General features: G+C 67.5%; 20 protein-coding genes. 9 read left to right on the top strand and 11 right to left on the bottom strand.

The annotated features are described in order from the left end of the window. Positions 1-109: 109 nt before the first annotated feature. The 9 genes from FGL98_RS16505 to FGL98_RS16545 form a co-directional block, all read right to left on the bottom strand. Complete coding sequence (locus FGL98_RS16505; protein WP_146318522.1) at positions 110-1,243, bottom strand: acetoin utilization protein AcuC; 1,134 nt, start codon at positions 1,241-1,243, stop codon at positions 110-112. A gap of 94 nt (positions 1,244-1,337) precedes the next feature. Further along, positions 1,338-1,883 carry a GNAT family N-acetyltransferase gene (locus tag FGL98_RS16510; protein ID WP_146318455.1) on the bottom strand — a complete coding sequence of 182 codons (546 nt, stop codon included), beginning with the start codon at positions 1,881-1,883 and terminating at the stop codon, positions 1,338-1,340. Positions 1,884-1,961: 78 nt separating this feature from the next. Then, positions 1,962-2,789, bottom strand: a complete 828-nt coding sequence (gene proC, locus FGL98_RS16515) for a pyrroline-5-carboxylate reductase (protein ID WP_146318457.1) — start codon at positions 2,787-2,789, stop codon at positions 1,962-1,964. Positions 2,790-2,797: 8 nt separating this feature from the next. Further along, positions 2,798-3,751 (bottom strand): proline dehydrogenase family protein, encoded by a 954-nt coding sequence (locus FGL98_RS16520; protein ID WP_425461002.1) that lies wholly within the window; start codon positions 3,749-3,751, stop codon positions 2,798-2,800. Between the two features lie 20 nt (positions 3,752-3,771). Further along, entirely contained in the window at positions 3,772-4,617 is an 846-nt protein-coding gene (locus FGL98_RS16525) for a transglutaminase family protein (RefSeq protein WP_186526211.1), read from the bottom strand. Further along, positions 4,614-5,540: an alpha-E domain-containing protein gene (locus FGL98_RS16530; protein ID WP_146318461.1), complete on the bottom strand. Its 927-nt coding sequence runs from the start codon at positions 5,538-5,540 to the stop codon at positions 4,614-4,616. The genes FGL98_RS16525 and FGL98_RS16530 overlap by 4 nt, the downstream gene beginning before the upstream one ends. Continuing rightward, entirely contained in the window at positions 5,534-7,135 is a 1,602-nt protein-coding gene (locus FGL98_RS16535) for a circularly permuted type 2 ATP-grasp protein (protein ID WP_425461003.1), read from the bottom strand. The genes FGL98_RS16530 and FGL98_RS16535 overlap by 7 nt, the downstream gene beginning before the upstream one ends. Before the next feature lie 78 nt (positions 7,136-7,213). Further along, entirely contained in the window at positions 7,214-8,014 is an 801-nt protein-coding gene (locus FGL98_RS16540) for a sugar phosphate isomerase/epimerase family protein (protein ID WP_146318463.1), read from the bottom strand. 267 nt (positions 8,015-8,281) lie between these two features. After that, entirely contained in the window at positions 8,282-9,229 is a 948-nt protein-coding gene (locus tag FGL98_RS16545) for a hypothetical protein (protein WP_146318465.1), read from the bottom strand. 67 nt (positions 9,230-9,296) lie between these two features. Between FGL98_RS16545 and FGL98_RS16550 the strand changes: the two genes are divergently transcribed. The 4 genes from FGL98_RS16550 to FGL98_RS16565 all read left to right on the top strand — a co-directional run bounded on the left by FGL98_RS16550 (position 9,297) and on the right by FGL98_RS16565 (position 13,724). Next, positions 9,297-10,082 carry a DUF3109 family protein gene (locus tag FGL98_RS16550; RefSeq protein ID WP_146318467.1) on the top strand — a complete coding sequence of 262 codons (786 nt, stop codon included), beginning with the start codon at positions 9,297-9,299 and terminating at the stop codon, positions 10,080-10,082. A 199-nt stretch (positions 10,083-10,281) separates the two neighbouring features. Beyond that, on the top strand, positions 10,282-11,664 hold the full coding sequence (gene radA, locus FGL98_RS16555; protein ID WP_146318469.1) for a DNA repair protein RadA: 1,383 nt from the start codon (positions 10,282-10,284) through the stop codon (positions 11,662-11,664). 10 nt (positions 11,665-11,674) lie between these two features. Then, a complete protein-coding gene (gene disA / locus FGL98_RS16560; protein WP_246136596.1) occupies positions 11,675-12,751 on the top strand; it encodes a DNA integrity scanning diadenylate cyclase DisA in 1,077 nt (358 codons plus the stop codon). Between the two features lie 103 nt (positions 12,752-12,854). After that, complete coding sequence (locus tag FGL98_RS16565; RefSeq protein ID WP_146318474.1) at positions 12,855-13,724, top strand: HhH-GPD family protein; 870 nt, start codon at positions 12,855-12,857, stop codon at positions 13,722-13,724. Positions 13,725-13,730: 6 nt separating this feature from the next. On the opposite strand, the gene FGL98_RS16570 is transcribed toward FGL98_RS16565, so the two are convergent. Continuing rightward, the gene (locus FGL98_RS16570) at positions 13,731-14,273 is read right to left on the bottom strand and encodes a gluconokinase (RefSeq protein WP_146318476.1); all 543 of its coding nucleotides are present in this window, start codon (positions 14,271-14,273) and stop codon (positions 13,731-13,733) included. A 104-nt stretch (positions 14,274-14,377) separates the two neighbouring features. Here FGL98_RS16570 and FGL98_RS16575 point away from each other — a divergent pair, with 104 nt between their 5' ends. The 5 genes from FGL98_RS16575 to FGL98_RS25500 all read left to right on the top strand — a co-directional run bounded on the left by FGL98_RS16575 (position 14,378) and on the right by FGL98_RS25500 (position 17,975). Then, positions 14,378-15,172, top strand: a complete 795-nt coding sequence (locus FGL98_RS16575; protein WP_146318478.1) for an ABC transporter permease — start codon at positions 14,378-14,380, stop codon at positions 15,170-15,172. After that, on the top strand, positions 15,165-16,013 hold the full coding sequence (locus FGL98_RS16580; protein ID WP_246136597.1) for an ABC transporter permease: 849 nt from the start codon (positions 15,165-15,167) through the stop codon (positions 16,011-16,013). The genes FGL98_RS16575 and FGL98_RS16580 overlap by 8 nt, the downstream gene beginning before the upstream one ends. Positions 16,014-16,118: 105 nt before the next feature. Next, positions 16,119-17,090, top strand: coding sequence for an ABC transporter ATP-binding protein (locus FGL98_RS16585; RefSeq protein ID WP_146318480.1), 972 nt, complete (start codon positions 16,119-16,121; stop codon positions 17,088-17,090). Positions 17,091-17,556: 466 nt separating this feature from the next. After that, on the top strand, positions 17,557-17,805 hold the full coding sequence (locus tag FGL98_RS27155) for a GNAT family N-acetyltransferase (protein ID WP_425461004.1): 249 nt from the start codon (positions 17,557-17,559) through the stop codon (positions 17,803-17,805). Next, complete coding sequence (locus tag FGL98_RS25500; protein WP_186526212.1) at positions 17,802-17,975, top strand: hypothetical protein; 174 nt, start codon at positions 17,802-17,804, stop codon at positions 17,973-17,975. The genes FGL98_RS27155 and FGL98_RS25500 overlap by 4 nt, the downstream gene beginning before the upstream one ends. 31 nt (positions 17,976-18,006) lie before the next feature. On the opposite strand, the gene FGL98_RS16595 is transcribed toward FGL98_RS25500, so the two are convergent. After that, positions 18,007-18,426: a hypothetical protein gene (locus FGL98_RS16595; protein WP_246136598.1), complete on the bottom strand. Its 420-nt coding sequence runs from the start codon at positions 18,424-18,426 to the stop codon at positions 18,007-18,009. Positions 18,427-19,182: the final 756 nt, after the last annotated feature.

Raw genomic sequence — 19,182 nt, forward strand, 5'->3', positions numbered from 1 at the left:
CGGATGGCTTGCCTTCCACTGCATGCACGATAGAGGTAGTTGCTATCGTATGGAAAGTCCGCGCCACAATTTGTCGAGCCGACACGCCGTCTAGTGGTGCCGAATTTTGCTAATCGAACCACATATCGAGGCCATGGAGGGGGAAAACCGCCTCACGAGTCGCCAGGACGCTCTGATCGACCCGCTCGCTCGGGTCGCATCCGCTGGCCCACGACCGCCACCAGACCCGTCCCGACTCGCTGGCCCCGTCGCCCATCCGCTCTGGGCCCGGGCGCCCATAGCGGTTGCTGACGTAGTCCCGCCAGGACTGTGGGACCGCAGTCTCAACGGGAATGGGACGGTGCGCGGCGATGGCACTCAGGTGAGTCCAGGCACGTGGCACAACGTCGATCAGCTCATAGCCGCCGCCGCCCAGAGCAACCCAACGACCGTTGGCCACCTCGTGCGCCAGGTCGTGCAACATCTCGTATGCCACCCGTTGCGCGTCGATGGTCAGCGCCATGTGGGCCAGCGGGTCGCTGTAGTGGGAGTCGCAGCCCTGCTGGGTCACCAGCACCTGGGGACCGAAGGCCCGCACGAGTGGTGGCACCACGGCATGTAGGGCTCGCAGCCACGGTGCGTCACCGACACCCGCAGGAAGGGCGACGTTGCAGGCCGAACCCAGCGCCGGCGCGCCGCCGACGTCACCGGCAAAGCCGGTCCCGGGGAACAGCATTCGCCCGCTCTCATGGATCGAGATGGTGAGCACTCGCGGGTCATCCCAGAAGATCTTCTCCACGCCGTCCCCGTGGTGCACGTCGACATCGACGTAGACGACCCGTTCGGCGCCCAGCTCGAGCAACCGCCGGATGCCGAGAGCCGCGTCGTTGTAGATGCAGAACCCGGAGGCCCGATCCGGCATCGCGTGGTGGAGCCCGCCACAGAAGTTCACGCCGTGGTCGATCTCTCCGGACCAGACCGCCTCGCAGAGATGCCGCGTCCCGGCAGCGATGAGCGCGGACACCTCGTGCATGCCCGGGAATGCCGGGTCGTCCTCGGTTCCGAGCCCGTAGCCGGTCTGTGCACCGGCCGGATCGGACGACGCCTGGCACACCGCCTCGATGTAGCCGACGGTATGCACGTCGCGCAGGAACCCGTCGGACCCGCCGGGCAGTGTGGGAGCCACGATCTCCACACCGGGGCTGTCGAAGACTCCGAGATCACGCGCCAGCCGGGCCGTCAGCTCAAGGCGCAGCGGGTTCATCGGGTGATCCGGGCCGAAGTTGTAGGCCGTGAGCTCTTCATCCCAGATGAACCGGGTGCGTGTTGTCTCGGTGCTCACCAGGGCACTGCCAGGCTCAGGCCATCGCGCTGGGGGTTGCGCCCGGGTCATCCCCGAGCGGATAGACCATCGCCATCTCGTCATCACCATTGCCGTCGCTGCGGTCGCCCTCAGGGTTCTTCATCGGCCGACGGGTGTCGGTTGGACGGAACCCGAAGCTGCTCGCAAAGGCAACGGCCCGGCCGTTGTCCGTTCCTACCCAGTAGAGAACGAAGTCGTAGGAGTCGCTGCGGGCCTGGTCGACGCCGGCCTCGACCAGCCGCCAGGCAACACCCTTGCCCCGCAGTTCCGGCATGACCCAGAGGCCGAAGAGCTCGCTGACCCGCTCGTCCTGGGACCCCTTGTGCCCGACGGAGACGACACCGACGACCTTGTCGTCCTGCTCCGCGACGAGCCGACGGGATCGAGCAATCCGCTTGCGCCAGAGCTCCTCCTCGAAGGCCTGCTCGTGCGCAGCCTTGGCCGCAAACGCGTCCGGCGACTCTGCAAGAGCGGCCAATCGCACGTCGCGGTATACCTGCCAGTCCTCATCCCCGAGGGCACGCACCGTGATGTCAGTCATGGCACAACTCTCGCATGCCGGAGCCTCCCAATGTCATTCAGTACCTATTTTCAGGACGTTCACAGGCAGTTCGTGCGCTCACTGCCCGGAGGACAGCTCCGCCGATCGGACCGCGGCCGCCTCTATGGCCCGTAGGAAGGCAGCCCGGACCTTGTGATCCTCCAGCTCGCGCAGAGCCGTCACGGTCGTGCCACCGGGGCTGGACACCCGCTCGCGCAGGACAGTGGGGTGCTCGCCAGTCTCCTTGAGCATGGTGGCGGCGCCGTAGAGCGTCTGAACGGTCAGCTCCGTGGCCGTCGCGCGCGGCAGGCCGAGCAGCACGCCGGCCTCGATCATCGCCTCCACCACATAGAAGATGTAGGCGGGGCCGCTTCCGCTGATGGCCGTGATCGCGTCCTGCTGCTTCTCCGGAACGGCGAGCACCTTGCCGCAGCCTCGCATCAGCTCGCTGGCAATCTCCACCTGCGCGGGTCGGCAGTGCGCGCCCGGGCTGACCGCGCTCATGCCCTCGTCGACCAGGGCAGGGGTGTTGGGCATGACCCGGGCAACGGCCGTCCCCTCCGGCAGGCGCTGCTCAAGGAACGCCGTGGTGATTCCTGCCGCGATCGAGACCACCAGGACGTGCGGCCTCAGGTGCGGACCTACCTCGTCGAGCAGCGCGGTCATGTCCTGCGGCTTGACCGCGATGACCACGGTGTCGGCCTCGGCGACCGCCTCGGCGGGTGACAGCCCCGTGACGCCGTAACGCGCCTGAAGGTCGGCCAGTCGCTCGGGGCTGCGGTCGCTGACCCGCAGGTCCGCCGGTCGCCAGCCGGACCGAAGCAGCCCGGACATCAGCGCCTCACCCATGACGCCGGCGCCCAGCAGCGCCACCAGACCGGTCGCCGGGGGGTTCGTCTCCTCCATGGCAGCTCCTACTTCTTGGTTGCGACGGCCCTCAGGAAGAACATCGTGTTCGCGGGCCGTTCGGCCATCCGGCGCACCAGGTAGCCGTACCACTGGTCGCCGTACGGGACGTAGATCCGCATCTGGTGTCCCGCCTTCGCCAGCCGGCGCTGCTCGTCGGGACGGATGCCATAGAGCATCTGATACTCGAACGAGTCCGGCTCCCGGTGGTTCTTGCCGGCGAGCGAGGACGCGATCGCGATGAGGCGTGGATCGTGGCTGGCGACCATCGGATACCCCTCGCCCTCCATCAGGACCTTGAGACAGCGCACATACGACAGGTCAACATCGTGCGCGGACTGGTAGGCCACGGACTCCGGCTGCTTGTAGGCCCCCTTGCAGAGGCGCACGCGGCTGTCGGCCGTGGCGAGGTCTCGGCAGTCACTCTCCGTGCGGTGCAGGTAGGCCTGCAGCACCGCCCCGACCCACGGGAAGTCCGCCCGCAGGTCCCGCAGCACGGACAACGTGGCGTCCGTCGTCGTATAGTCCTCCATGTCGAGGGTGACGGTCGTCCCGCACGTCGCCGCCAGCTCGCAGACCTGCCGTGCGTGCTCCAGCGCGAGCTTCTCGCCGTCTGCGCCGAGCGCCAGTCCGAGAGCGCTGAGTTTCAGACTGACCTCGGCCGCGCCGTTCGCGGTCAGACCACGGTCGGACAGCGCGGACAACAGGTCGAGGTAGGCATCTCGGGTTGCACTCGCCTGACGCCGATCGAGGGTGTCCTCACCGAGGAAGTCGACGGTCGCCAGCCGACCGTCCTCCTGCAGGCCGACCACGGCCGAGACCGCGTCTGCGGTCCGCGCACCGGCAACGAACCTGTTGACCACGCCGCGGCTGACCGGCGCGTTCTCGATGAGGTTCTTGACCTTGTCGCTCTTGCTGATTCCGAGCAAGCCGGCACGCAGGACGGTACTGGGATCGATCACGGGTCGTGGCTCCTTTGGCACTATGCGAGGCGGCTGATCTCCACCGCTGCGTTCATCTTGCTGCCGGGAGATCCGGTGAAGATCCCGCGCAACGGCACGACATCGGTATAGTCCCGGCCCCGTGCCATCTCAATGTAGAAGTCGTCGGGGACCCGCCCCGACGCAGGGTCCACTCCGAGCCACGCCCCGTCCCACCATTGGATCCACGCGTGCGATGCGCTCGTGATCGACTCTCCCAGCGGGGCGTCTCGGTCGGGCAGCACGTAGCCGGACACGTAGCGCGCTGGAATTCCCTGCGAACGCAGAGCCCCGATCACCAGATGTGCCATGTCCTGGCAGGTGCCCTCCCCCGTGGCCCAGGCATCCCGCGCCGGGCTGCGGACGGTGGTGCGCCCCTGGACATAGCTCACACTGCCGTGCACGCGACCGACGACCGCATCCACGAGCGCGGCAGGCGTGGTCGCCGTGCCTCGCAGTTCGCGCACCACCTGCAGGAAGTCGGATCCGGGGTCGACTCGGTCCCCGATCTCCAAGAGCTCGTCGAACTCGTCGCGCACCGCCGGTGCGGCCAGCTCGTCCCAGGTCAGCTCGTCGCCCGCGACCGTCTTGCGATCGACGGTGACGGTGCTGATCGCGACCACCTGAAGCTCGTCATGCTCCTCGTGGACCTCGAATGAGGTGACCTGCGTGCCCCAGTAGTCGGTCCAGGCCTGCGACCACGCAGAGGGCGACACCTCCAGACGATGATGCAGGATCGTCTGATCGGCGGTGGCCAGCGGCGCAAGGCGTGCCTCGTTGTAGGACGCCGTCGCCGGCCCGTTGTACGTGTAGCCCGTGGTGTGCACCAGTCGCAGCGTTGCACTCACAGCGCACCTCCCAACCACTCAGGGGCGACAGCGCCCTCGAAGTACCTCTTGGCAACTGCGTTGCTCGCATCCGCACAGACCTGTTGCAGCACACCCATCTCGGCGGGCAGGTCCGCCAGCAGCTCGGTGAGCGACAGGTAGTCCATCCGCGCCCGCGCCTGACCGATGATGCGTGCCGCGTCACCACCGAACCCGATGCGGCGCTGTCGCGGATCCAGCTCCTCCAGGCACCGCGCCACCTCACCCAGTGAGTAGGCGACCGATCGTGGGAACAGTCGGTCCAGGAGCAGGAACTCGACTGCGGCGCGAGGCGACTCGATGGCGCGATAGGTCCGGGTGAACGCGTGTGCCGCACCGCAGGCTCGCAGCGTGATCTGCCAGGTCGAGGCAGAACCGGTCGCGTAGGTGCGAGTCAGGATCAGCCGGGAGGTCATGTCGACCCGCTCGATGTGTCGGCCGAGCACGATGAACTGCCAGCCGTCGTCGTGACTCTGGGTGTTGTCCGCGAGCGCGGACACCATGTTGGCCCGTTCAAGGGAGAGCCGGAAGGCGTCGGCAGGACGTGACCTGGCAAGCCGCCCACTGATCACGGAGTTGTAGGTCGTGTTGATGGCCTCCCACACTTCCGCCGAGACGACCTCCCGCGAACGGCGAGCGTTCTCGCGTGCTGCCTCCACGGCATACGCGATCGAGTGCGGCGAAGATCTGTCGTGCAGGAGCAGCCGCAGCACGGTGGCCTGGTCTGCCTCCCCCTCGTGCTGGACGCCCATCGCCGCAAGGATGGACCTGCAGGTGGTTTCCTGGTCGATGACCGGATCCTCCACGAGCAGCTGGAGATACACGTCCAGGATCCGTGCCGTGCACTCGATCCGCTCGATGTAGCGCCCGATCCAGAAGAGCGCCTCCGCGATTCTGCTCAGCATGGTGCGCTCCCTTCGTTCGACTGCAGGTCCACGGCGGTGCTCTGTGCCTGGCCCTGAGCGGTGACCGCGTGAGCTCCGCCGCCACGGCTGCTGCGCGCACCACCCGCGGGATGCAGGGCGTGGCCGCCGGTCGCGGGCTGTGCCTCGACCGGTTCTCGGTTACCGTCCGACGCCAGGATCCAGGTGTCCTTGGACCCCCCGCCCTGGCTGGAGTTCACAATCAGCTCACCCTCTGGCAGGGCCACCCGGGTCAGACCGCCGGGCAGGACCCATACCTTGTCGCCGCTGTTGACCGCGAACGGTCGCAGGTCGACGTGCCGTGGGGCCATCCGGTTGCCGATGAGCGTCGGAACGGTCGACAGCTGCACGACGGGCTGCGCGATCCAGCCTCGCGGATCGTCGATCAGCTTCTGGCGCAACACATCCAGCTCCGGCTTGGTTGCCCGCGGGCCGATCACGATACCCTTTCCGCCCGCACCGTTGACGGGTTTGACCACCAGTTCGTCGAGCCGGTCCAGCACCTCCTCACGATGGCTCGGATCCTCCAGGCGCCAGGTGTCGACATTGGGCAGGATCGGGTCTTCCTCGAGGTAGTAACGGATCAGATCGGGCAGGTAGGTGTAGACCAGCTTGTCGTCTGCGACGCCGTTGCCCACCGCGTTCGCAATCGTCACGTTGCCACCCCTGGCCGCGTTGAGCAGCCCCGGCACTCCAAGGACCGAGTCGCGGCGGAAGTGGACGGGGTCGAGGAAGTCGTCGTCGACCCGGCGATAAATGACGTGGACCGGCCGCGGCCCATCGGTGGTGCGCACCATGACGCTGCCGCGCTGCGCCATCAGGTCACGCCCCTCGACCAGGCGCGTCCCCATCAGCCGGGCGAGCAGGGCGTGCTCGAAGTAGGCCGGGTTGTAGGCACCCGGGGACAGCACCACCACGACCGGGTCGGCCACGCCGCTCGGAGCGCAGGCCCGCAGTGCGGCCAGCAGCTTGGCGGGATACTGGGAGACCGGGCGGATCCGATGGTGGGCAAAGACCTCGGGCAACGCCGCCGACATCGCGCGACGGTTGGTCATGACGTACGACACCCCTGACGGAATGCGCACGTTGTCCTCCAGCACCCGGAACTCGCCGTCTGCGCCTCGGATCAGGTCGATTCCGGCGACGTGCACGCGCACGCCCGCCGGCGGTTGGATGCCGCTCGCCACCCGCAGGTAGTGCGGGCTGCTGGTCACAACTCGCCGCGGAATCACACCGTCGAGGAATGCCTGCCCCTCCCCATAGATGTCGGCGAGAAACGCCTCGAGGGCCCGCACTCGTTGTGCCACACCGGATTCCACATGGGCCCAGGTCTCAGCCTCGATGAGACGCGGCACGATGTCGAGCGGAAACGGCCGCTCCTCGCCACCGATGTCGAAGGTCACGCCCTGGTCGAGGTAGGTGTGGGACAGGTAGTCCGCGCGAAGGCGAACCTCGTCGCTGGACAACCGCTCCATCTGTCGCCGCACGCCGAGGTAGCCGGGACGCACCTGCGCCCCGTCGAACATCTCGTCGTAGGTCGAAGGTTGTGCCTGGTATCCGTCGAAGAGCTCATCCACATCCCAGACGCTATCTGCATCCGGCGCCGCGCGGCAGGATTTCCTCCGCTCGCTGCGACGCCTTCGTGCCGAAGGCGCTCAGGCGGGCGCCGCGAAGTGTAGCCGCGCAAACGCAAGTGCCTCGGCCAGGTCGATCTCGCGCTGATCCGCGGAGTCCTTCCGCGTGCCGACCTCGACCACGATGGATCCGTCAAAGCCCCGTCCGGCAAGCCATTCGAGGACATCTGCGCAAGGCTGGCTCCCCCGGCCGGGCACCAAGTGCTCGTCCTTGAAGGAGCCGAGCCCGTCAGCCAGATGCAGGTGGGTCAACCGGTCCCCCAGATGACGGGCCATGCTGAACGCATCACAGCCGGCCGTCGCCGTGTGCGACAGGTCGAGGGTGACGTGCTCGTAGCCGACCTCCACCGGGTCCCAGCCCGGCAGGTAGGCCTGCATCTCGCGCTGCCGGGCCCGCCAGGGAAACATGTTCTCCACCGCGATTCGCACGTGCGTCCGCGCCTCACGCTCCGCGATGCCGCCGAGGAACTCTGCGGCGTACTCCCGCTGCCAGCGAAATGGTGGGTGTACGACCACCGTGTCCGCGCCGACATCCTCGGCAAGCCGGACGGAGTTGTCGACCTTCGCCCACGGTTCGGGCCCCCATACGCGCTGGGTCAGCAGCAGGGTCGGCGCGTGGATCGACACGACCGGCAAGCCATAGTGTTCGGACAGGCGCTTCAGAGCGCCGCCCTCCTGGCTGATCGTCTCGGTCCAGACCATCACCTCAACGCCGTCGTAGCCCAGCCGTTCGGCGATGTCGAACGCCTGCACCACACCCAGCGGATAGACCGATGCTGTCGACAGCGCGATCTTCGCGTCCGGCACGCGTGCCGTACCCATTCAGCCCTCCACCCGGTCCGGCCTGCTCATGAGGACACGCTACTGCGAGCCTCTAGAGGACCATGGCTGAGGCCAGAGACGCTGCCCTCGCGCCTTCGCCAGAGGGCACACGGCGGAGGCACAGTCGTCCCTTGAGACTTGTGGCCGCAGTCAGGCGGTGCCGACGAGGGTGCCCTGTGGTTCCTCGGGCATCCGGCCCGGGGTCAGGTCCCACACCTCAATGGGGCACCAGGGGGCTATGCGGATGGGCAGGGAACCGGCATCCGGTCAACGCGAGGACTGGTAGGCGTGCTGCCAGCCCGCGACGAGCGTCGGCATGGAGTGGCCGAGCTCGCGCTCCGCCAGTGCGGCGAGCGACCCCGTCGGGTGCACAACAGCCTTGCTGTAGAACGCGATTGCCTTCCGCTGGCCGCACGTCTTCACGATGTAGCGGACGAACGACGTGGCAACCTGGTACGCATCGACCGCGTTACTTCCGGACATGTCGGCGTTCGACGGGAGTGCGGCCCGCTTGGCCTTCGGCGTCAGGTGCAGACCGGAGAACTTCTGACCCGCCCACTCCGCGAATCCCTCGGTGAGCCACAGCGGGAGATGCCGGCGCGCGGCATACGTCAGAGTCAAGGCATGGAAGACCTCGTGGGTCAGGACCTTCCTGGACACCTGCGCTGAGTTGACCTGGGGCATGGTGGACGTCGCACTCGGCCCGCTGACCATCTGGATCGAGCGACCCGCGTTGAACACTATGTAGGGCTGCTTGCCGGCAACGATCACCGTATCCGCCTGGATATCAGCCACGTTCGATGATCCGTAGATGCGCGCGAACTCCGCTTCACTCCGGGGGGCGAGCACCAGAAGCTCTCTCGAGAACCGTGCGCCAGTCACGGTGCTCACATCATGCACGGCCTGGCTGACGTAGCCGTTGATGTCTGCCATCTGTCGCTCGTCGACGTCGCCGACCACGGTCACCTGCGGAAAGGCCGTGGCGCGCGCGTGCGGCATCGCGCCCAGTGCAACCGCCGACGCACCGCTCGCCCGCAGCCGTCGCGCAGCCGCGGGACTTGCCGAGGCGAAGACCGCCAGAGCCGAGGGGCCGGCGCTCGCCCTCGTCACGGGCGGCGGCGTCGTCGATGCCACGGGAGCGGATCCGGTGCCGCAGCCGGCGAGGACGATGCCCACGAGGATGCAGGCCACTGACCTCACCCAGTTTCGACTCACACAGCTCAGCGTGACACCCGGCGGTGCGCGAGGACACGCGGGGCAGGCTGCCACCTACGATGGGCAGGTGCCCGAAACGCCCCTTGACACTCCCCGCATCTGGGTCGAGTTCACCAACCCCGACGACACCGCTGAGCGGTTCCGTTGCGACCTGACCTGGCTGACGTCCTCCTGGACCTGCATCTACGGCAACGGCTGCCAGGGCATCTATGCCGGCCGGCCGGACGACGGCTGCTGCACCCTCGGCGCACACTTCACCGACAAGGACGACGTCAAGACCATCAAACGCGTGGTCAAGGACCTCGGCCCGGACGAGTGGCAGTACTACGACGAGGGCCATTCGAGGGCCGGCTGGCGGGATAAGGAGGACGGCGACACCAAGACCCGGGTGGCCGACGGCGCCTGCATCTTCCTCAATCGCCCCGGATTCCCCGCGGGAGACGGCTGCGCCCTGCACCAGCACGCGCTGCTGACCGGCGTCGAACCGCACACGGTCAAACCAGAGGTCTGCTGGCAGCTGCCGATCCGGCGCACCTACCGCACCGTCGAAATGCCCGATGAGTCGTCCTACCTCGAGGTCTCGATCGGGGAGTACGACCGCCGCGGATGGGGACCCGGCGGTCACGATCTCGACTGGTACTGCTCGGCGAATCCGGCGGCGCATGTCGGCAAGGACCCGGTCTATCTCTCCAACGCCGGTGAGCTGAAGCACCTGATGGGTGCGGCCGCGTATGCCGAGCTGGCCACTCGGTGCGAAGCGCACCTCGAGCAGGTGCGCGCCGCCCGCAACAGCGGCAACCGCAAGCTGCTGCCGCTGCTCGTGCACCCGGCAACCCTCGCGGCGCAGCCATAACCCGACTCTGGGTAGACGTATGGCGGTCGTCGTGCGGTGAGTCGATCGAGACTGTCGGTGCCAAGGCATACGTTGTGCACATGGCTTGGACCCCGAAAAGAACACCCCACAAAGTTCGGCCTCGCCCCTCGACCGATACCTTGCGGGGACCCCGTTCTCCGCTCGCAAGCTCCCTCCGATCCTTTGCGGGGACCCCGAAATGACATCGACAACTCGCAAGCGCTCCGCACCGTCCTATCGGTGCACCGAGTGCGGCTGGACCGCGATCAAGTGGGTCGGTCGCTGCGGTGAGTGCCAGGCCTGGGGGACCGTGACCGAGGCCGGCCAGACGGCAGTGCGCACCGCACCCGCCGCCGTGATCGAGCGGCCGGCGATGCCCATCCACCAGATCGATGTCACCCAGGCCACTGCCAGGCCGACCGGGGTGAACGAGTTCGACCGGGTGCTGGGCGGTGGCCTGGTGCCCGGCGCGGTGCTGCTCGTCGCCGGCGAGCCCGGTATCGGCAAGTCGACCCTGTTGCTCGATGTCGCGTCCCGCACGGCGCGCTCGGGCCGCAAGGTGCTGTATGTCAGCGGCGAGGAGTCGGCCGCGCAGGTGCGAGTGCGCGCCGAACGCATCGAGGCGCTGGCGACGTCGCTGTTCCTTGCCAGCGAAACCGACCTCGGCACCGTGCTGGCCCAGATCGACCAGGTCGAACCCGAGCTGGTGATCATCGACTCGGTGCAGACCATCGCATCGGCGCAGATCGAGGGCTCCGCTGGCAACGTGAGCCAGGTTCGCGAGGTTGCCGCGGCCATCATTCAGACCGCCAAGAAGCGCGGCATCAGCGTGGTGCTGGTGGGTCACGTCACCAAGGACGGCTCCATCGCCGGTCCCCGCGTGCTGGAGCACCTGGTCGACGTCGTGATCCAGTTCGAGGGCGAGCGTCACTCCCGCCTGCGCCTGGTCCGTGCCGTCAAGAACCGCTACGGCCCCACCGACGAGGTCGGCTGTTTCGACTTGTCCGAGGTGGGCATCGTCGGCCTGCCCGACCCGAGCGGCCTCTTCCTGTCCGGCATCAAGGACCCGGTGGCCGGCACCTGCGTCACCGTCACACTCGAGGGCCGGCGGCCACTGGTCACCGAGGTCCAGGGGCTGCTCGCACCGGCGGGCGGCGGATCACCCCGCCGCACCACCAGCGGCGTGGACAACTCGCGAACCGCGATGATCCTCGCCGTGTTGGAGCGCCGGGCGAGCGTGCCGGTGCTGAAGCACGACTGCTACGTGTCCACGGTCGGCGGTGTGCGACTGAGCGAGCCGGCGGCGGACCTGGCGATTGCCCTGGCCCTTGCCAGTTCGTTACTCGACAAACCGCTGCCCCAGGGCACCATCGCGGTGGGCGAAGTGGGCCTTGCCGGCGACGTCCGCAACGTCGGCGGAGTGCCTCGTCGACTGGCGGAGGCGGCCCGCATCGGCTTCACCCGGGCGGTCATCCCCTTTGATGCCATGGGCGGAGAGGCGGTGCCCGACGGGATGCGCGTGTTCGAAGTGCGCGACATCCAGTCGGCGGTGCGCGCGATCCCAGTCGGGCCCGTCGCTTAGACTCAGCGGCGTGGAACGCTCCGACGAGGTGCTGCTGCGCGACACGCTCGCCGCCGTTGCCCCAGGCACGCAGTTGCGGGATGCCCTTGAACGCATCCTGCGCGGACGCACGGGTGCGCTGATCGTGCTGGGCGACGACAAGGTCGTCGACGATCTCAGCACCGGCGGCTTCCCGATCGATATCGAGTTCTCCGCGACCCGTCTGCGCGAGCTCGCCAAGATGGACGGCGCCATCGTGGTCGACCGTGACGTGTCCCGCATCGTGCGCGCCGCCACCCAACTGGTCCCTGACTCAAACATCCCCACTCGCGAGTCCGGGACCCGGCACCGGACCGCCGAGCGGGTCGCCAAACAGACCGGCTTCCCGGTGATCTCGGTCAGCCAGTCGATGCACATCATCGCGCTGTACATCGGCAACCTGCGCCACGTCATCGAGGGGTCCGACGCGATCATGTCCCGCGCCAACCAGGCGCTGCAGACCCTGGAACGCTACAAGTCGCGCCTCGACGACGTCACCGGCACGCTCTCGGCCCTGGAGATCGAGGACCTGGTGACCGTGCGAGACGTCGCCGCGGTGCTTCAACGGCTAGAGATGGTGCGACGCATCAGCGACGAGATCAGTGAGTACGTCGTCGAGCTCGGCACCGACGGACGGCTGATGTCCTTGCAGCTGGATGAGCTCATCGACGGGCTGAGCGACGACCGCGAGCTGGTTGTGCGCGACTACGTCGAGTCGGCTCGCGACCCGCTGTCCGTCGAGGACGCGCTGGGCCGGCTGGGCTCGCTCAGCTCGAACGAGCTGCTCGACCTGACCGCCGGCACCCGCGCCATCGGCTTTCCCGTCGTCGGCGAGTCACTGGACGCGTCGGTGACTCCGCGCGGCTACCGGCTCCTGACCAAGGTGCCGCGCCTGCCGGGCGCGATCGTGGACCGCCTGATCGACCACTTCGGCACGCTGCAGAAGCTGCTTGCGGCCGACTTCAACGAGCTGATGCGGGTCGAGGGCGTCGGCGAGAGCCGGGCCCGTGCCGTCCGCGAGGGGCTGTCCCGGCTGGCCGAGAGCAGCATCCTCGAGCGCTACGTCTGAGGCGCCGCACCAAGTCTTCGCTCCGCAAGCTGCGCTCAGTACTCCGCGGGGACCCCGCCGGCTCCTGAATGCGAGCTGGATCCTAGACAACCAGGGAGGTCACATGAGCGACCTGCACGACGAGGTCCTGCGCTGGTATGCGGCAGCGGCGCGTGACCTCCCCTGGCGCCGAGCCGACGCAACGCCCTGGGGTGTGTACGTGTCGGAGATCATGCTGCAGCAGACCCCGGTGTCCCGGGTCGAACCGGTCTGGCACGACTGGATGCACCGCTGGCCGACGCCCGCGGACCTCGCCGCGGAGAGTCCCGGGGAAGCCGTGCGTGCGTGGGACAGGCTGGGATACCCACGGCGGGCCCTGCGGCTGCATGCCGCCGCCGTCGCCATCACCGAGCAACACAACGGTGTCGTCCCCGAATCCTTCGACCAGCTGTTGGTCCTGCCCGGCGTCGGCACGTATACGGCCGCCGCAGTCTCCGCGTTCGCCTTCGGGATTCGGGTGCCAGTGGTCGACACGAACATTCGCCGAGTGCACGCCCGGCTCGTCGGCGGCGTGGCTCAGGCGGCCGCTTCCCTCACCGCAGCCGAGCGAGACCTGGCCGCCGAGCTGCTCCCCGAGGATCCGTCGGAGGCGGCGACCTGGAACGTGGCCGTCATGGAACTCGGTGCCCTCGTCTGCACGGCACGCGCGCCCCGCTGCGGAGCCTGCCCCGTTGCCGACCGGTGCGCATGGCAGCTGGCCGGCGCCCCCGCATACGACGGTCCGGCGCGTCGCGGTCAGAAGTGGGCCGGCACCGACCGCCAGGTGCGCGGGCGGTTGCTGCGCACCATCCGTGAGGCGGACGGGCCTGTTGAGCGCCCGGCGCTCGACGTCGTGTGGCACGACCAGACCCAGCGCGAGCGCGCCCTGTCCTCACTCGTCGAGGATGGCCTGGTCGAACCACTGCCGGGTGACAGGTTTGCCCTGCCCCGCTGACCCTGATCAGTCCTTGGCAGCCGCCTCCGTGGGCAGGTGCAGCGCTTCGAGCGCCTCACGGAGGACGTCCGCCGGGGCGCCGTGGGCATGGACCACGACGCCGGGTTCGTCCGGCTGCAACGGCTCGAGAGTGGCCAGCTGCGAGGGCAGCAGCGACGCCGGCATGTAGTGCCCCTTACGGGCCCGCAACCTCGCCTCCAGCACCTCCTGCGACACGTCGACGTGGCAGAACTTCACACCGGGCCGCCCCTCCCGCAACAGGTCTCGGTAGACTCTGCGCAGGGCCGAGCAGGTGATGACCGCACTCTTGCCGGCTGCTTCGTGGCCGTCGATCCACTCTCCGATGGACCGCAGCCAGGGCCATCGGTCCTCGTCCGTCAACGGCATCCCTGCCGCCATCTTGTCGACATTGGCACGTGAATGGAAGTCGTCACCCTCGGCGAAGGCGCACCCCATGGCCTGGGCGATGCCCTTGGCCACGGTCGTCTTCCCGGAGCCCGAGACCCCCATGACGATGATGAACTGTGGCTTGTCGGTCGCGTCGGTCATGGCCTGACCTTAGCCGCCGTGCGACGGCCGTGACTCCTGGCATGCGACGTCGGTTGCACGGTGAGCGGCCGGCGGAGTAAGTTCTTGCGTTTGTGCGTGCTCGGATGAGGATCTATGGGCGACTGCTGCATGCCGGCATTCGACAGCAGTCCACGTACCGCCTGGCAGCCCTTGGCGGCCTGATCGCCAACGCCACCTTCGGATTCCTCAAGGTGGCAATGCTCTTCGCCACGGTTCGAGCGGCAGGCGGCACGCTGCACGGATACGATATCGGCTCGATGAGCACCTACATCTGGCTCTCGCAGGGCATGCTCGGATCCATCAACCTCAATGGCCGCACCGATTTCAGCGACCGCATCAAGACCGGCGATGTTGCAATCGACTTCATCAGGCCGCTCAACGTTCAGGGTGCACATGTGGCCACGGAGCTCGGCCGGTCCATCTGGGCGCTGATCCCTCGCGGCGTGCCCAGCATCCTGATCGGCGCTGTCGTGGTCGGGATGACGGTGCCGTCCACCCCGCTGCCCTACCTTGCCGGGATCTGCAGTCTGCTGCTGGGATTCGTCATCTCGGCAACCGCCGTGTATTCGCTGGGGACGGCCGGTTTCTGGCTCATCGAGACGCACGGCATCCAGACCCTCTACATGGTGGTCTCCGGATTCCTCGCCGGTCTCTTTGTGCCGATCTACCTCTTCCCGCACTGGTTGTTGGCGGTCGCCGAGGTCACGCCCTTCCCGTCGATGCTCATGTATCCCACGAACATCCTGTCGGGCCGCACCACCGGAGTCGACACCGTGGCACTTCTTGCCCAGCAGGTGTTCTGGCTGGGCGTCACCGTGCTGGTCGGTCATGCGCTGACGGTGCGAGGCCGCCGCAAGCTCGAGGTGCAAGGTGGTTGAGCTCAGGCAGCCGTTGACGAACCCATCGGTCTCGCGCCGGGCCAAGCGCCTCGCGCCGTACCGCGCGGTGCTCGCTTCCCGGATGCGGTCGCAGCGCAGCTATCGCAGCAACTTCCTCATCGACCTGTACAGCTCGTTCGTGATCGGCTTCATCGAGCTTGCCGAGGTCTGGATGCTCTTTCGCAATGTGACCAGCCTCGGCGGGTTCACCTTCAGCCAGATCCTGCTGGTCTTCGGGTTCGCCGACCTGTGCTACTCCCTTGCGGACATGGTGATGGGCCACTGTGACAACCTGCCGACATATCTGCGCGCAGGGACCCTCGACGTGTTCTATCTTCGACCCCAGCCGGTGCTCCTGCAGCTGATCACGAGCGACATCTCCCTCCGCCGGGTCGCCCGCGCGATGGTCGGCCTCGGTGCAATGACGATCGGGTTGTGGATCAACGATGTCCAGTGGTCACCGGCCCACATCGGCCTTCTCGCGATGTCTCTGGTGTGTGCGACCGCCATCTATGCGGGTATGTATGTCTGGGCTGCCGGTGCCCAGTTCTTCCTCGTGCAGGGTGCCGAGATGACCAACGCGTTCGTGTATGGCGGCCGCTACGCCTCGACGCAGGTGGCATCCGTCTGGTCCCGCCCGCTGAAGGTCGTCTTCGGGTTCTTCTTCCCGATGGCCATGACGGCCTACGTGCCCAGCCTGCAGCTGCTCGGTCTGCCCGGTCCGCAGTGGCTGCCCGCCTGGCTGGCCTGGTGCACACCGGTATTCGCAACCTGGACCTGGGCGATGGCGCTGCTCTTCTGGCGTCTCGGCCTTCGCCACTACCAAGGAGGCGGAGGGTGAAAGACACCCGACAAAGTCTTCGCTTCGCAAGCTCCGCTCGCTACTTTGCGTTTACCCCGATCGTTCTCCGGACCCAACAGTTCAGACGACCCTGCGGGAGCCCCAATGAGTGAGCCGATCATCGCGACCGAGCACCTGACCCGTCGCTTCAGCAGACGCGACCCCGACGGCCGGCTGGGCCTGCGGCGCACCACGTTGACCGCGGTCGATGACTTGTCGATCCGGATCCACCCGGGTGAGGCCGTGGGTTACATCGGCGCCAACGGCGCCGGCAAGTCGACCACGATCAAGATGCTCGTCGGCATCCTCGTGCCCACCAGCGGCACCGTGCGCACCTGCGGTCGCGACCCGCTGCGCGAACGCCGGCAGCTCGCGCGCGAGGTGGGTGTCGTCTTTGGGCAACGGTCCCAGCTGTGGTGGGACCTGCCATTGCGTGAGTCCTTCACCATTCTCGGCGCCATCCACGAGCAGGGTCGGGCGGCTCTGACCGATCGCACCGACGAGCTCGTCACGACGCTCGGCCTCGGCGACTTTCTCACGACACCCGTGCGGGCGCTGTCGCTGGGCCAACGAATGCGCGGCGAGGTCGCTGCGGCGCTGCTGCACCGCCCGCGGTTGGTTATCCTGGACGAACCGACCATCGGGTTGGACGTCCTGTCCAAGCAGCAGCTGCGCGAGTTCCTCACGGCCGAACGCGGAACGCACGGCACCACGCTGCTGCTCACCACCCACGACATGGGCGACATCGAACGACTCTGTGACCGCGTCCTGGTGGTCGATCACGGCCACCTTGCCTATGCGGGCACGCTGGATGACCTGGCACGCACCTCGGGCGCCAAGCGGATCCTGGTGGTGGACCTGGCCGAGAGCGCCAGCCCCCTGACTGGGATACCCCACACGGAGCATCTGAGCAGCCAGGGCAACGGCGTGCGCCAGCAGCTGGCCTTCGACCCCGACCGCACCAGCGCTGCCAAGGTCCTGGCGGCCGTGTCCGAGCGGGCGGAGGTGCTGGACCTGTCGATCGAGGAACCCGACATCGAGGATGTTGTGCGGCGCATCTATCACAGCAGAATGTGACGGTCGGCCAGCACATCGCCTGTCTGGACCATGACCGGGGCGCCAGCACACCGGACTGGCAACCCCGTCCGGCAGGTGCATCACCGTAGAGCAGCAGGCCGACGGTCAGCGCGGCCTGCGGGTGTCGCGCAGGAGCCCGGAATTGGCTGGATCACTGGCTCCACGTTCGAGCGCCGGGATGCAGACGATGCCGTGACCGTCGGTGGGCAGATGGCCCGGAAGCAGAACCGCCACCGAGATTCCCATGGCGGATCGATCCCAGCCATCTCCGCGATGCTGACTCGCGATCTGGGCAGTTGCTCGTCGCTGAGTGTGACGACGGGCAGATCGGGAGCAGTACCCGGTTCCCGGGAGGATCTGGAAAACTCGGGAGGTTCACCGGTACCCAATGCCTTGACGTAAGCGACCCAGGACTCGACCGCCGCGTGCCAGGCCGAGGCCGGGCGATCTGTATCGCCAGGTAGATATCGCTGCGGTCTCCGATGGTGAGCTACCTACGGTCGAGCAACTTCTCCCAACTGCTCGTGATGGAGGCCTGTTGGTGACCGTCGATGATGATGACCGCCCGGTGGCTCTTGTTCTCAACGACTGGGTGGACGCCCGCGCACACCTTGACCAGGCGTCAGTCGGTCCCGCCTTCGCCGGCCACGGAATCGGACGACAACTCATGGCCGCAGCCGAGCAGTGGGGACGCCAACAGACTCGTCGACCATGACGCCGACTACGGTCGTCAACATCGCCTGGAGCGGCCCCTACTACCGCCGTACCCGTTGGCGAGACCTGCCCGCCGCCGAACTCCGCCCGGAACTCGCGGCCACCCGCCGACGCGAAGCAGCCGTTGGCCTCGGTGCCTGCCCACGAACCGCGATGATCAAGCAACTCTGAGGCGAGTCACCCTCGTCCCACAGGCGACCCGTCAATGAGACGGATTGTCATACGCATCAGGCGGCGAGGTGGTGAGCCGTTCCTGTAGTCCCGTCAGTCCCCGGCAGATCATCGCGCCGTACCCGTCGGTGGGCAACGCGCTGAGTGCCGCAAGTCCCGCGTTCAGTTGATCCCGTGCTTGCGTCGTGCGCCCCTGACGCAGGTAGCCATTTCCGAGGTTGACGTTGAGGTGCAGGCTCGGTGCAAGACCCGCGGCAGCGGGTATGCCCACCGGGGCCAGGTCGGCATCGCTGACGTGGGCGACCGAGGCGAGGGCGTGCTGATCCCATCCGACCTCGGCGGCAAGGTCGGATTCCAGATCGGCGAGGTAGTGAGCGAGGACGCACCGTTGCGCATGATCGCCCTCGCTTGTGCGATCCCAGCAGGTCGCTTCGTCCCCGGTCTCGATCACCACCTAGGGCGATGCCGATCGGGGCCAGAACCTCTTCCCACGTCGTCATAGCTCTGACTGTAGGAGCGGCACTGTTGTGGGCATTGCACGAATCGGACACGCCAACTCACCCGAAGACCACACCCGGTGTTCTTCCGCCAATGGCGCGGATAGGGGACGGCCGGCTGCGCCATCGATGGGCACCCCGCCGTGATCGCTTGTCGCGCTGCGAGTGGACCCGGGCGATACGTCGTCGCACCGAAGGAGGCAGGCCGAACTCCTGAAGGCGGCGGCGATGTGCCTGCCGCGGCGACAGCCCGACACGATGCGCGATCTCGGCCACCGGGAGGTCCCGAAGGACCAGCCTTGCCAACATGGTGGCGGCCCTGTCGGGACAGCGCGCAGCGTCCACGCGTGCACCAACGGCCCTGACCAATAAGCCAACGTGCTCGAGGTCAGTAGTCGCTGACGCGGGCCGGTCGGCAAGCCAGTTCATGTCCTCTTGCTCCCACACGGTGCGCAACGGAACCGCAAATCAGGCGTGATGGCCACCCGGGAGGCGAACTCGAAGGCAGACATCCTGCGCCGAATGAGCTGAGGCCGATACGCACCGCTATGGCGATCAGATGGCGGTATCCATCTCGGCGGGGAGCGCGGTGGCCTGATGCAGCAGCGCCCGCATGACGACCATGAGCGACATCATTCACATTGGCGACCACGGTCGCGAACAGTGCGGCGGACGGCACGGTGATCGGCTCCACGGCGGTGGCCAGCAGT

The sequence above is a fragment of the Leekyejoonella antrihumi genome, from assembly GCF_007845645.1.
Classification (GTDB): domain Bacteria; phylum Actinomycetota; class Actinomycetes; order Actinomycetales; family Dermatophilaceae; genus Leekyejoonella; species Leekyejoonella antrihumi.

Excerpts from the sequence above, each read along its gene's own strand:
- FGL98_RS16505 (WP_146318522.1), bottom strand. The coding sequence starts at position 1,243 with ATGAACCCGCTGCGCCTTGAGCTGACGGCCCGGCTGGCGCGTGATCTC.
- FGL98_RS16510 (WP_146318455.1), bottom strand. The coding sequence starts at position 1,883 with ATGACTGACATCACGGTGCGTGCCCTCGGGGATGAGGACTGGCAGGTA.
- proC (WP_146318457.1), bottom strand. The coding sequence starts at position 2,789 with ATGGAGGAGACGAACCCCCCGGCGACCGGTCTGGTGGCGCTGCTGGGC.
- FGL98_RS16530 (WP_146318461.1), bottom strand. The coding sequence starts at position 5,540 with ATGCTGAGCAGAATCGCGGAGGCGCTCTTCTGGATCGGGCGCTACATC.
- FGL98_RS16540 (WP_146318463.1), bottom strand. The coding sequence starts at position 8,014 with ATGGGTACGGCACGCGTGCCGGACGCGAAGATCGCGCTGTCGACAGCA.
- radA (WP_146318469.1), top strand. The coding sequence starts at position 10,282 with ATGACATCGACAACTCGCAAGCGCTCCGCACCGTCCTATCGGTGCACC.
- FGL98_RS16565 (WP_146318474.1), top strand. The coding sequence starts at position 12,855 with ATGAGCGACCTGCACGACGAGGTCCTGCGCTGGTATGCGGCAGCGGCG.
- FGL98_RS16570 (WP_146318476.1), bottom strand. The coding sequence starts at position 14,273 with ATGACCGACGCGACCGACAAGCCACAGTTCATCATCGTCATGGGGGTC.
- FGL98_RS16575 (WP_146318478.1), top strand. The coding sequence starts at position 14,378 with ATGAGGATCTATGGGCGACTGCTGCATGCCGGCATTCGACAGCAGTCC.
- FGL98_RS16585 (WP_146318480.1), top strand. The coding sequence starts at position 16,119 with ATGAGTGAGCCGATCATCGCGACCGAGCACCTGACCCGTCGCTTCAGC.
- FGL98_RS25500 (WP_186526212.1), top strand. The coding sequence starts at position 17,802 with ATGACGCCGACTACGGTCGTCAACATCGCCTGGAGCGGCCCCTACTAC.